A 13,462-nucleotide genomic window follows, 5' to 3' on the forward strand; every position below is an offset into this window, starting at 1 on the left:
TTTAAAAAAGAGTAATTCAAAAAGAATTGCTCTTTTTGTGCTTATAAGTTGTGAAAATTGAAAAAGATATGTTAATTTTTCATTATGAAGAGAAAAAAGGAGTGATTTTCATGAATGAGATCATACATAAGATGGAGCAACATGTTTCAGTTCGTAAATATAAAGAAGAATCAATTCCGAAAGATGTAGTAGAAAAGATGGTGCACGCTGCGCAACATGCAGCTTCATCACATTTTGTACAGGCGTATTCTGTTATATATGTAACAGATCAGGAATTAAAGGCTAAACTAGCAGAGCTATCCGGAAATCGTCATGTGAAGGACTGTGCAGCATTTTTTGTTTGTTGTGCAGATTTAAAACGACTTGAAATTGCATGTAAAAAACATAGTACAGAGATAAAGCATGAGGGAGTAGAAGACTTTATCGTTGCGACGGTAGATGCTTCGCTTTTTGCGCAAAACTTAGCACTAACAGCAGAATCGCTAGGATACGGTATTTGTTATATTGGTGGTATTCGTAATAATCCGAGAGAAGTGAGTGAACTGCTTCATTTACCTGATAAAGTATATCCTGTATTCGGAATGACAGTCGGCGTACCAGATGAAGATCATGGAGTGAAACCACGTTTACCAGTAGCAGCAATCCTTCATGAAAATGGATATGATGAAAAGAAATATGATGAATTATTAAATGAATATGATGAAACGATGAGCGCGTATTATAAAGAAAGATCATCAAACAAGAAAAACGTAACATGGACGGAATCAATGAGTTCGTTTATGTCTAAAGAAAAAAGAATGCATATGAAAGAGTTCTTAAGTGAAAAAGGATTAAATAAGAAGTGAGTAAAGAGGCAAACCTGTGATGTAGGTTTGTCTTTTTGGGAAGGAGAAATACCTAAGGCCAGAAAGTTGTTTATTCTTTCTGAACTTAGGTATTTTGTTTGTTATCATATACATAGAAATAAAAATTAATAATTTTTTACAAAAGTGATAGAAAATGAGAATGAAATGCCAATAGTAAGTAAAAGCGGCATAATAGCCGCTGTTTATCGTTTTATTTAGTATTTGATTTGAAATGTTTATCTTATGAAAGAAAGATTATTGCTAATTGTAAACTGTCAATAAAGTTATTTAAGTTTTGATATGGAATACCCTGCCGGAAAATACAGCAATAATTTTGTTTGAACATATCTGTTATGGCACAAACTAAAGCACCTTTTATAACAAATGCAAACTTTCAATAAGAAGATATATACCTGTGCAGCTCAAAAGAATATACGTAAATATTTTAAAAATTCGTTGATTAAGCCATTTGAAAATAATTTGACCTATAAACAAACCTGAAAATACAATTGGAATGGCATAAAAACTTGATTCCCAAATGGTTTTGTTTGTGCCAGTAAAGAGTATTTGGGTTACTAGACTAATGAAATATATAAACAGATAAAAAGCTAATGTAGTTGCTCTTAACTTCTCTTTTTCAGTATTAGTTCCTGTAAAATAAAGTAACAGGGGAGGACCTGGCATACCGATACTTGTCGTTAAAAGACCAGATAATCCGCCAACTATGAAATCTCTAGATTGTGTTGATCTAACCTTAACGTTGCATATTAGCAACAATGTTAATAGTAAGAGTAGGATGCTAACTGCTAATTTAAAAGTGTTTATGTTAACGGAAATGAAAATTAAAATGCCAAAAGGAACACCAACTATACTTCCAAAAATAAACCTTTTCAGTAGAACAAAATCAACGTCCATTCTTATTTTCCAAATGAGTGAAATGGAGATAATTAAAGATAAAATAATATTTATTTGTATAGCTTCTTGTGGTAGAAATAACATAAGTAAGAAAGGGGTTGCCATTATGGAAAAGCCAAAACCTGTACTTGCTTGCAAAATAGAAGCCACTAATATAATACATATGAAAATGAATGTGATACCCAAAACAGCCCTCCTATTTAATCAAGTTTAACTAGTTAAAGTCTATTATTTAAGTGCAATATTTCACAAACTTATTTGTATTTTAACATAAATATCTAGTTTTTCTCAAATAGTGTTGCCATATAAGGCTCTTTAACTAAAAAATCTGACTTGTATTTTTAAACAATTTTATTATGGGGAAACAAATAATGAGTGGGATCAAAATGTATTGATTATCATTAAATTATTCACTGAGATCCCCGCGGTAAAACAAGAACAGCCATATAAAACTTACAAAAATACAGCATGTAGCTAATAAACAGCCAATCATTTGAGGAGAAAGAATTTCTAACAGCCCTCCTGTAAAAAACATCGATAACTGAATAAGAGATCCGTAAATAGAATAATGGAATGAAAAAACTTTACCTATCATATTTTCGTGTGTGTAAGTTTGAAGTAATGTCGTATCAAGTGGAACGATAATTCCTCCTGCTATACGCATACAGAATAAAGTAATGATACCGATAATAAGTTGATCGGATAGAATGAATCCGAGAAAGAAAATTCCTTGTAATAAGTAGGCCCAACCGAATACTTTTTTCATTTTTTCTTTATTATGGGATATATAAAGATTAACGAGAAGGCTTCCTATCATAAGCCCAGCCCCTTGAACCGTATATAAAATCCCAATGTTCGTATGGAAAATTTTTTCGGCATAGATCGTTAGAAGTAGTTGATAAGCGCCTCCAATAATCCCCCATGAAATGCCGACAAGAATTAATGTTAAAATGATTTTTGTTTGTAATATGTATGTATAACCACCTTTTATATCAGTGAAAAATGCTTTGTTCTTGTTACAAGTATCATGAGCAGGAATACTCATGTTATAAATAAAATAGGCTGAAAGAAAGTATGATAGGCTATTTACTAAAAAAGCGAACTCAATATGTAAAGATTGTGCAATTACTCCGCCCAAAGAAGCCCCCATAATAGACATAAAACCATTAATTGTACTAGAAAGAGAGTTAGCAGTTACGAAATGATTTTGGTGTACGATGTTTTTTAGGGTTGCTTGTTTAGCCGGTTCAAATAAACAAGAAAGTACAGATAAACATATATTAGCAATGAAAATAATCTCAATTTTATAGCCTGCGAGTAAGTATGTAAGGACTAGAATTCCCCGTGTAATATCGGTAAAAATCATAATATTCTTTTTAGAGAAACGATCTACAATTCCGCCTATGAATGGACTAAGAAGAAGCTGTGGTAAACTTTTACTTATAAAAGTAAGTGCGATCATAAACGGCGATTCCGTTATGCTGTAGACAAATGTTAATAAAGCTACCGTATGGAACCAATCCCCAAGTACACTTAATGTTTGCCCATAAAATAGTTTATTGAAGTTTTTATTTGTTTTAAGAAGTGTGGAATAAGAAACTGACATAAATAGATTAATCCTTATGTATTGATGATGCTTGAACTTGTTTTTTCCATTCGCTTACATGCACTTTCTCCTCTGTAGGAAGTCCAACAGGTAATTGTGCTTCGTAAAGACCTTTAATCATTGTAATCCTCCTTAGTAAAATGTTTCTTCCTCCATATTAAACGATATTTTATTAGTTGAAATCGCAAATAAGAGGGATATAAATTCATACGAAAGTATGAAAAAAAACAGCTCATATTTGAGCTGTTTTTCTATAGTTTTTCGTTCATTTTTCAAGGATAGGATATATTAATATCCGTATCCGCCGCCACCCCAACAGCTACATCCGATGATGATTAGAAGGATGAATAGTACGATAAGCAAAGCAAATCCACCGCCGAAACCAGCGCAACTTCCACCATAACTCATATGTTTTCCTCCTTTTTAGTAAGTTAATCTATATGGTTCATGGACTACTATATACAGTATGTTTTTTGTATAGAAAACGAGCCAGTCTCATTTATAATTAGACAAATGCCTGTAGATTCATTAGGATTGCATGTTAGTGATTTGTAAATAAACCTTTACGTAATTCATAATTTAGGCATAAAAAATAAAAAATTGTAAAAAAAACCATTTTCTTATTTTTTTATGAGAGAATATGTACTATAATTTTACAAGTAATATTATGGGAAAAGGGAGTTTTAGTATAGAGATGGAGATGGGACAATTAAAAAATAAAATAGAAAACAAAAAGAAAGAGTTAATTCAACTTGTTGCGAGACACGGATTGGATCATGATAAAGTTTTGTTATTTAGTCGTGATTTAGATATACTTATTAATAAGTTTATGAACATAAAAGACAAAGTGCATAAATGAAATTTATAGTTTTTTATATTAAGATGTTTCACAGGAAGGAGAGGAAAGTAATTGGAACATTTACAGGAAGAATTGTATAAACAAATAAAAGAAGAAAAAGGTACAGTTACAATTTTCTTAAAGAGTGGCGTTAGAATAGTAGGAGAAATTGTTGGAGTGGATAAATTTACAGTTTTAATCTTAGTGGATGGAAAACAACAGCTTATTTATAAGCAGGCTATATCAACAATAATGAAATAAGACACTCTTGTTGAGTGTCTTATTTCATTATTGCTTGCATGCCTCAACATCAATGCCAGCAGCAATTAACTTCTTTTCTCCATCTTGTTCAATAATTTTTTGTAATTTAGATAGGAAAGAATCAAAGTTTGTATGCTTTGCTACTTGGAACGTCATTTTATGTTCAATTGGTAGCCACGTATCAATATCAGCTTCGTTATGCTGGATTTTCACCTCAAGTTTATCGAGTGCATTAGCAACTTGTGCTTCGTACGTTTCTTTCGCTTCAAACTCCATCCATAAGTCATATAATTCCTCGCCGAGAGAACCTGTTAACGTTTGTTTAATATTTAAAATAGCCTCCAGTTCATTTTTTTGTTTTTGTAGCTGTAATTCATGACTATTCATTGTATCAAATGCAGGGATATCACCAGCTTCGGCTTCGACTAGGTCGTGAATAATAACCATTTTAAGTAATTTCTCAATATTTACTTTTTGATCCAAATAAGGTTCAACTAAAATGGCCATTAGAGACATACGCCATGTATGTTCGGCAACACTTTCTTGACGTCCGTTGGAAAGCCAGCTATGTCGCATTTCATATTTTAGTTTTTCTGCTAATGCAATGACTTGTAAAATGTTGTGTTCCATCGTGATCCTCCTCATTTATTCATAATATAATTCTAATATAGAAATGAAATGTGTCAATTTCATGAGTATATTGCGATAAACAGATGATAAGCGTATAATACATGTTATATGTGAAAACGTATTATTAAAATAAAAAAATGTTATATAAAAATGGAAAGGAAAGGGCAGAAATATGGGAGAGAAAAATCAAGTATTAGCTAGACCACAAAGAAGAAAAAGGAAGTTTGATATTTCTAGCCCAGTGGGCATTATAGTAGGTTTCATTATAGTGATAGCGGCAATTATGCTTGGCGGCGGTGGAATAAAAGCTTTCAAAAACTTTTTAGATGTTTCATCTATTTTAATTGTCATAGGGGGAACAACAGCGACAATTGTTGTGGCATATCGATTTGGAGAAATAAAAAAATATACGAAAAGCATTTTTACTGTTTTACATAGAAGAGAAGAAGATTTAGAACAGTTAACGGATTTGTTTGTCGATTTTTCGAAAAAGTCCAAAAAGAACGGCTTGCTTTCTTTAGAGGTAGATGGAGAGCAAGTAGACAATCCTTTTATTCAAAAAGGAATTCGATTAATGTTAAGCGGTTACGATGAAGATGAATTAAAAGAAGTGTTATTGAAAGATATTGAAACGGAAGTGTATGAGTTAAGAAAAGGAGCAGCATTATTAGATAAAATTGGTGATTTTGCTCCAGCTTGGGGAATGATTGGTACGTTAATTGGTCTTATCATTATGCTCCAAAACTTACAAGATACATCGCAAATTGGTACAGGGATGGCAGTTGCGATGTTAACGACATTATATGGGTCTGTACTTGCAAATATGATTGCAATCCCTCTTGCGGAAAAAGTATATCGTGGTATTGAAGATTTATATACAGAGAAGAAGTTTGTAATAGAAGCAATTTCAGAATTGTATCGTGGACAAATCCCTTCTAAATTAAAGTTGAAACTGGATACATACGTATACGAAACAAAGGTAAGAAAGGTAAAAGGAGCAGCCTAATATTTCAAGGAGTGGTATGATGAGTAAAGGACCGCAAAAGGGATCGCCTCGTTGGATGACGACTTTTACAGATTTAACGATGTTATTATTAACTTTCTTTGTATTACTAGTTGCTACATCAAAGCAAGATGCAGTAAAATTGTCAAAGATGCTTGAAAAGTTTAGTGATACGGGGCAAGTAGATGCAAAAGTAATGGAAAATACAATACCAGATATTTCACATGAAAAAAATGATGAAAAAATGATCTCAAAAAAGAGAATGGATGAATTATATAAGAAGTTGAAAGCGTATATAGATAATAACGGTATTAGTCAAGTGAATGTATATCGAGAGGATACAGGGGTAAGCGTCGTTATAGTAGATAATTTAATATTTGATACAGGCGATGCAAACGTTAAGCCCGAAGCGAAAGGGATAATAAGTCAATTAGTTGGATTTTTTCAATCCGTACCTAACCCAATTGTTGTAGAGGGACATACAGATAGTAGACCTATTCATAACGAGAAATTCCCTTCTAATTGGGAGTTATCTTCAGCACGAGCGGCAAATATGATTCACCATTTAATTGAAGTGTATAATGTGGATGATAAAAGGCTAGCTGCGGTAGGATATGCAGACACAAAGCCGATTGTACCAAATGATTCACCGCAAAACTGGGAAAAAAACCGTCGCGTTGTTATTTATATAAAAGAGTAGTATATTATTATTTTAATAATAAAATAATAAAAATACGAAAATTCTTTTAAAAAAATATTAAATTTTATCATTTTATTTTGTATAATGAGTGAGAATGATAAGGTGAAATATTAAGATATATTTATACATAGAAGGAGAGAATTAAAAAGAATGGCACATAAAATTTTAGTAGTAGACGATGCGATGTTTATGCGAACGATGATTAAAAACTTATTAAAAAGTAATGCTGACTTTGAAGTTATCGGCGAAGCAGAGAATGGGATAGAAGCGATTCAAAAGTATAAAGAACTTCAACCTGATATTGTAACATTAGATATTACTATGCCAGAAATGGACGGGCTTGAAGCATTAAAAGAAATTATTAAAATTGATTCAAGTGCAAAGGTTGTTATTTGTTCTGCAATGGGACAACAAGGTATGGTATTAGATGCAATTAAGGGCGGGGCAAAAGACTTTATTGTAAAGCCATTCCAAGCCGATCGTGTAATTGAAGCTTTAACAAAAGTAGCAAATAGTTAATATAGAAGGGGTGCCACAAGGAATCAAAACAGTGATAGCAGATCGACGTGTGGCCCCCTTTTTTCTCATTATAAAACACTAAATTGTTATACATAAATGAAATGTTTGTTAGACAGGTAGGGGATAAAAATGCAAACAGATCTATTAAATATATTTTTCGAAGAGTCAGAAGAACATTTACAGTCGCTAAATGAAAATGTGCTAGTGTTAGAGCAAAATCCTGCTGATATGGATGTTGTGGGAGAAATATTCCGCTCCGCTCATACATTCAAAGGTATGTCTGCGAGTATGGAATTTACGGAGATGGCTGATTTAACGCATAAGATGGAAAATGTGTTAGATGAAATTCGTCATGGAAATATAGTTGTAAATGCGGATATTATTGATGTGATTTTTGAGTGCATTGATAATTTGGAGAAGATGGTTGCAGATGTGCAACAAGGTGGAATGGGCAATATTGATGTAGCCTCAACTAAACAGAAATTAGAAGCGTTATTGAACGGCAATGTAGAAACTCCTACGGAACATATAGAGCAAAATCATATAGACAACGATGATGCAGTTTCGCATGAAGTGCATATAACAGTTGAACAGCAAGCAATTTTAAAAGCAGTACGTGCCATTATGTGTATTGAAGCATTGCAAAATGTAGGGAATATACAAAAAACAGCTCCGAGTATTGAAGAAATTGAAGCAGATGCTTTCGGATTTGAATTTACAGTATTTATGGATACGGATTGTAGTATAGAAGAATTGAAACAAGTAGTACTTCATGTTTCTGAAATTGAGAAAGTGGAAGTAAAGCAAGGAGAACCTATATCGAAGGAAGTAGCTTCTAAAAAAGTCGTTACACAAGAAGTTGTGCAAGTAGAAGAAAAGCTACAACCAGCTGTGGCTACGCAGGTAGAATCACCAATAGAGGCAACGAATCAACCTTCAAGTGCTATGCCAGCTAAAAGTACTACAAAAACGAAAAATGCTAAAGTGGAGAATCGTTCAATTCGTGTTCAATTAGAGAAAATCGAAAGATTAATGAATATGTTTGAAGAAAGTGTAATTGAACGTGGGCGCATTGATGAATTGGCTCAAACGATTCAAAACAAGGAGCTAATTGAACATTTAAATCGATTAGGCGATATTTCAAAAGATATTCAAAATGTACTATTAAATATGCGTATGGTGCCGATTGAAACTGTGTTCAATCGTTTCCCGCGTATGGTACGTATGTTAGCGAAAGATTTAGGGAAAAAAATCGATTTACAAATTACAGGTGAAGATACTGAAGTAGATAAAATTGTTATTGATGAAATCGGTGATCCGCTCGTTCATTTAATTCGAAATGCAATCGATCACGGTGTTGAAACTGTTGAAAAACGACGTGATGCAGGTAAAAATGAGACAGGTACGATTAAATTAGAAGCCTTTCATAGTGGAAATCATGTCGTTATTCAAATTACGGATGATGGAAACGGTATTAATAAAGGGAAAGTATTAGAAAAAGCGATTAAAAATGGCGTTGTAACTGAAGCAGATGCGAATAGATTAACAGATCGTGAAGTGTTTGATCTTATTTTCCAACCAGGATTTAGTACAGCTGAAGTTGTATCAGATCTTTCTGGACGCGGTGTCGGATTAGATGTTGTAAAACATACGATTCATAGTTTAGGTGGACATTTAATTATTGATTCTGAGGAAGGAAAGGGAAGTACATTTAGAATTGAACTTCCATTAACGTTGTCTATTATTCAATCTATGCTTGTTCAAACGAATGATAAGCGTTATGCTTTACCTCTTGGAAATATCGTTGAAGCAATTCGAATTAAGAGAGAAGACATCCAATCCTTACAAGGGAAAGATGTGTTAAATTATCGTAATCAAATTATTGAAGTGAAACATTTAAGTACTGTATTTGGTGAAAAAACAGTAGATGAGGCGTTTGCGTCATATGATGGTCAAATGGTTCCTGTGTTAATTGTTCGTAATACACATCGCAGCTATGGACTTATTGTAAACACAATTATCGGTCAAAGAGAAATAGTCTTAAAGTCATTAGGTGACTTCTTTGCAGAGAGTTCTAACTATTTCTCTGGTGCGACGATTCTCGGTGATGGACGAGTGGTCCTCATTTTAAACCCAGAAGGTTTATAATAGGAATGAAGGAAAGCTCCCCACTTGTATACAATTGGGGAGCTTTTTGGCTAATTGCTACGAATCTAATAATGGGATACATAGTAACGTTTTATACTAATGAGTTTGCTAAAATAAAATAAGAGTTTATATTATTTGATAGAAAAACAGAAATGAGGAGGCAGGGAAAATGCCTGAGCAACACACAAAAGGGGATACGAGCACGATTGTGCTAGAAAAAGAAAATGAGCATTTAACGCCTCAAGAATGCGATATTCTTGGCGAAATTGCAAATATATCATTTGGTTCAGCTTCGACTGTATTATCAACAATTTTAAATAGGCAAGTAAGCATTACTGCTCCTCGCATAGAGTTGGTAGATTTATATGATTCAAGAGATGTCGAAGTTCCACATGTTGTATTAAACATTCATTTTACAAAAGGATTGGATATGGAAAACCTTCTTGTCCTTAAGCAAGATGTTGCATTATCGATTGCTGATTTAATGATGATGGGAACAGGTGAAGTGGAGGACGGAAAAGAACTTGGTGAATTAGAGCTAAGTGCTGTACAAGAAGCGATGAATCAAATGATGGGATTCGCAGCTACATCTATGTCGGAATTCTTCCAAGATACAGTAGATATGTCTCCGCCGACGATTAAAGTTGTAAAGTTATCAGAAGAAATGGAGAAAATCTCTGAAATCGATGGGAATCATACGATTGTTAAAGTGTCGTTTGATTTAAAGATAGATAATCTTGTAAACTCTAAACTTGTACAAATTGTTTCAGTTGAGCATGCGAAACAAATGGTAAATAAATTAATGCAATTATCTGGTGAAGTAGAAGAAACAGTCGAACCAGCAGAAGTAGTGGAAACTGAGATTGTAGAAGAACAAGTTGAAAAAGAGCATTTAACACAAGAAGAGAAAGATGTGCTTGGTGAAATTGCAAATATTTCAATTGGTTCCGCTTCAACAGTATTGTCAACGCTTTTAAATCAGCCAGTTACAATTAGTACACCAAATGTGGAAGCAATCAATGTTCGTCATTATGATGGTGTACCAGTACCATTTGTTATTTTAAATGTCGACTTTGTTGAAGGGCTAAAGAATGAGAATGTATTCGTATTTACGAAAGATGTCGCCTTAACAATGGTAGATTTAATGATGATGGGAACAGGAGAAGTTGACCCAGAAAAAGAGCTTACTGAATTAGAACTGAGCGGTATTAAAGAAATTATGAACCAAATGATGGGGCATGCTGCTACGGCGATGTCAGAAATGTTCCAAGAAAAAATGGACATGACGCCGCCAAATGTTAAATTTGTAACGTTAAAAGAAGAAATGGAATATTTGGGAGAGTCAATGGAAGTGGACGAACTCGTTCAAATTACGTTCAATCTTGAAATTGGCGATCTGCTTCAATCGAAAATGTATCAAATTTTGCCAATTTCTGAAGCGAAAGAAATGGTAAGGCGACTTCTGTATCCAATGGTGGAAGAAGAAGAGATTGCCACAGAAGAAATTGAAGAAGAAAAAATTGTAGAACCAGTTGTGCAACCTATTGAATTTAAAGAAGTAAAACAAATGGAACCAGTATATATGGACACGTCCATTCTACAAAATGTAGAAATGAACGTGAAATTTGTATTTGGAAGTACAGTGAAAACGATTCAAGATATATTAAGTTTACAAGAAAATGAAGCAGTTGTGCTAGATGAGGATATTGATGAACCAATTCGTATTTATGTAAATGATGTATTAGTGGCGTATGGTGAACTTGTAAATGTAGATGGATTTTTCGGAGTAAAAGTGACGAAATCACTATAAGGCATTGAAATAGGAGTTTGAACTAGTAGATGAAAAACGTAAAGTTTTTTCTAATGAGTTGGCTATGCATACATGTGTGCTTGTTCTTCCCCTTGCAAAGTCAGGCTGAGGAACAAATTGAGTCAGATCAAAAAATAAATGAAGTGAATGTACAAGAAGAAAATAAGGAATCTCAAGAATCTTCAGAGCAAGTGGAAACGAAACAAGATGAAGAGAAACAAAAAGAAGCAGAACAAGAAGTAGAACAACAAGAAGTAGTAAATAAACAATTGAATGAAAGAAAGATAGAAACAGAACAGGGAATTATTACAGTAAATAAGCAGGAGCTTAAAGTTGGTGAAGAAGTGCGAATTGCTGTAGAACCAAATGGGAAAAACATTCAAAGTATGAAAGGTATATTGCAGTTACAAAAAAATGGCGAGCAATATGCGCAAGAAAGAATACTATCTTTTGAGTATGATGAAGAAACGAAGAGCTGGGTTGCTAACTATAAAGCAGAGGATTTTGATTTGCAAGGTGATTGGAATCTTCAGCTCGTTCAAAGTTACAAAGAGAATGAGAAAGAAGAAATCGTAAAAAATGAAGTGAAAGTCCCGCTCATTCGTATTAAAAATGAAACGCCAACTATAGATAAAGAATTGCCAAAGTTACAGAAAGTTACTATTGATGAAGTAAAAGAGAACTTAGTTGAACGAAAACAGGGAGATTCTATACATATACGAGTAAAAGCGTCAGATATAGAATCGGTTGTAAAAGAAGTGCGCGTTACATTGAAAGGGAAAGAAAATAAAGAGCTTTCGTTTTTATTAGACTACAACAAGCATGATATGGATTGGCAAAAAGTATTTGAAATAACAGAAGCATTGCCGGCTGGGCCATACGAATTACTTGTAGAGATAATAGATACAGCAGGTAATAAACTTGTTGAAGAAAGTGAATATACCATTTCTGTTTTGGCGCCAAAAAACGAAGATGATAAAAAGATAGAAGAGAAAGAGAAAGAAGAGAAATTAGATAATAAACTAGAAAATGAATTAGAAGATAAGAAAGAAAATGAGAAGCAAGAAGATTTGAAAATCAAAACCCCGCTTCTAGAAGAAAAATTGCCGGTTGTTCAAATTCCGAAGCAAGATGAGAAAGTAAATAAGTTTATAAAAGAACCGTTGAAAGAGAAAGAGGAATTTACTTACGTTATAAAAGAGCCGTTCGAAGACAACAAGGAAGTACATAAGGCGAAGGACCAAAAAGAGAAAAATAACAAACAAGTTGTCTCTAAAAAGAAAGAACAAAAAGAAGAATCGAAAGACAAGAAAGAAGAAAAAGGTGAACAGGGAGTACAAGCTTCGGATGTATTTACTATCATGTCAGGTTTGTTCGTACTGTTTTTAGTTTTAAAGAGTAATAAAGAATGGGGCTAATTATTTCATAGTAGTGGAGGCGCTTAAATGGAGATTAAACGTACGACAATTGAAGATAAGACGCTACAACCATTAAAACAGCCTGCAGCTATTTCGGAACATGAAATCCAGAAAGAACGAAAGCGTAGCAATTTAGTGTTTACTGGACAGTCTAAAATTATTTCGAAAAATAATGAAATAGGTATTTTACTTGCAAGTTTAAGTGATGGAAAGATTATGAAGGAAATGCTTTCTAAAGAGATGGATACAGTGTTACAACTTTTTAAAAAGCTACACACGTTATCTGGAGAAGGTAAGCAAACAGAAAAAATATTTGAACAAGTAATTAGAAGCCTACAAGGGCTTGTTAAGCAGGCGCATATAAAAGAACTTCCTTTGTTAGATGGAACATATGATTTCGCTGAAGTACAACTATCATTTGGTAGAAAAGTACATATTCCTTTACTAGATGTGAGTGCACTTATCTCTAGAGTGGAAAGTGATTCTTCAGAAGGAAATATAAATTTGATGGTAACGGTTATTACTGCGTATATAACGAAATTATCTAACGAAACAATTTTAATTAGCGTTACAGACCGCATTGCTAAAGATCGGGATGTAAGTGTATGGAGAGCGCTTGCGGAAATGAACATGACACAATTATCACAGGCATTGAAACAAACGATGCAAGAACATAAATGGTCTATGACGTTTCTTTTTCTCTTTATATGGATTGTCGGTATTATTTTAATTCGAGTTATGTAAAAAGGTCGTCACTCCATTGTGACGA

Annotated in this window: 14 protein-coding genes; 10 read left to right on the forward strand and 4 right to left on the reverse strand. The window is 33.4% G+C overall.

From position 1 onward, the window contains the following. Nucleotides 1–110 precede the first annotated feature (110 nt). Nucleotides 111–845 (forward strand): oxygen-insensitive NADPH nitroreductase, encoded by a 735-nt coding sequence (gene nfsA / locus DN399_RS08010; RefSeq protein WP_149149449.1) that lies wholly within the window; start codon nt 111–113, stop codon nt 843–845. A 375-nt stretch (nt 846–1,220) separates the two neighbouring features. On the opposite strand, the gene DN399_RS08015 is transcribed toward nfsA, so the two are convergent. The 3 genes from DN399_RS08015 to DN399_RS08025 all read right to left on the reverse strand — a co-directional run bounded on the left by DN399_RS08015 (nt 1,221) and on the right by DN399_RS08025 (nt 3,774). After that, nucleotides 1,221–1,946, reverse strand: coding sequence for a sulfite exporter TauE/SafE family protein (locus DN399_RS08015; protein WP_076876097.1), 726 nt, complete (start codon nt 1,944–1,946; stop codon nt 1,221–1,223). A 220-nt stretch (nt 1,947–2,166) separates the two neighbouring features. Then, nucleotides 2,167–3,366: an MFS transporter gene (locus DN399_RS08020; protein WP_149149450.1), complete on the reverse strand. Its 1,200-nt coding sequence runs from the start codon at nt 3,364–3,366 to the stop codon at nt 2,167–2,169. Between the two features lie 288 nt (nt 3,367–3,654). After that, entirely contained in the window at nt 3,655–3,774 is a 120-nt protein-coding gene (locus DN399_RS08025; RefSeq protein WP_000120179.1) for a YjcZ family sporulation protein, read from the reverse strand. A 232-nt stretch (nt 3,775–4,006) separates the two neighbouring features. Here DN399_RS08025 and DN399_RS08030 point away from each other — a divergent pair, with 232 nt between their 5' ends. Beyond that, nucleotides 4,007–4,225 carry an aspartyl-phosphate phosphatase Spo0E family protein gene (locus DN399_RS08030; protein ID WP_000291688.1) on the forward strand — a complete coding sequence of 73 codons (219 nt, stop codon included), beginning with the start codon at nt 4,007–4,009 and terminating at the stop codon, nt 4,223–4,225. A gap of 51 nt (nt 4,226–4,276) precedes the next feature. Next, on the forward strand, nt 4,277–4,465 hold the full coding sequence (hfq, locus tag DN399_RS08035) for an RNA chaperone Hfq (protein WP_025688342.1): 189 nt from the start codon (nt 4,277–4,279) through the stop codon (nt 4,463–4,465). A gap of 27 nt (nt 4,466–4,492) precedes the next feature. On the opposite strand, the gene DN399_RS08040 is transcribed toward hfq, so the two are convergent. Continuing rightward, the gene (locus tag DN399_RS08040) at nt 4,493–5,095 is read right to left on the reverse strand and encodes an HD domain-containing protein (RefSeq protein WP_025688340.1); all 603 of its coding nucleotides are present in this window, start codon (nt 5,093–5,095) and stop codon (nt 4,493–4,495) included. 172 nt (nt 5,096–5,267) lie between these two features. Between DN399_RS08040 and DN399_RS08045 the strand changes: the two genes are divergently transcribed. From DN399_RS08045 to DN399_RS08075, 7 genes are all read left to right on the forward strand, one after another. Then, a complete protein-coding gene (locus tag DN399_RS08045; protein ID WP_149149451.1) occupies nt 5,268–6,101 on the forward strand; it encodes a flagellar motor protein MotP in 834 nt (277 codons plus the stop codon). 19 nt (nt 6,102–6,120) lie between these two features. Continuing rightward, a complete protein-coding gene (locus tag DN399_RS08050; protein WP_149149452.1) occupies nt 6,121–6,798 on the forward strand; it encodes an OmpA family protein in 678 nt (225 codons plus the stop codon). Nucleotides 6,799–6,948: 150 nt separating this feature from the next. Then, entirely contained in the window at nt 6,949–7,317 is a 369-nt protein-coding gene (locus DN399_RS08055; RefSeq protein WP_046392536.1) for a response regulator, read from the forward strand. Nucleotides 7,318–7,446: 129 nt separating this feature from the next. Beyond that, nucleotides 7,447–9,465: a chemotaxis protein CheA gene (locus DN399_RS08060; protein ID WP_001192608.1), complete on the forward strand. Its 2,019-nt coding sequence runs from the start codon at nt 7,447–7,449 to the stop codon at nt 9,463–9,465. 169 nt (nt 9,466–9,634) lie between these two features. Continuing rightward, nucleotides 9,635–11,275 (forward strand): flagellar motor switch protein, encoded by a 1,641-nt coding sequence (locus tag DN399_RS08065; RefSeq protein ID WP_086409068.1) that lies wholly within the window; start codon nt 9,635–9,637, stop codon nt 11,273–11,275. A gap of 29 nt (nt 11,276–11,304) precedes the next feature. Beyond that, nucleotides 11,305–12,693, forward strand: a complete 1,389-nt coding sequence (locus DN399_RS08070) for a transglycosylase (RefSeq protein ID WP_149149453.1) — start codon at nt 11,305–11,307, stop codon at nt 12,691–12,693. A gap of 27 nt (nt 12,694–12,720) precedes the next feature. Further along, nucleotides 12,721–13,437 carry a hypothetical protein gene (locus DN399_RS08075; protein ID WP_069604187.1) on the forward strand — a complete coding sequence of 239 codons (717 nt, stop codon included), beginning with the start codon at nt 12,721–12,723 and terminating at the stop codon, nt 13,435–13,437. Nucleotides 13,438–13,462 lie beyond the last annotated feature (25 nt).

Origin of the sequence: Bacillus sp. AR4-2 (assembly GCF_008274865.1) — a bacterium.
GTDB lineage: Bacteria > Bacillota > Bacilli > Bacillales > Bacillaceae_G > Bacillus_A > Bacillus_A cereus.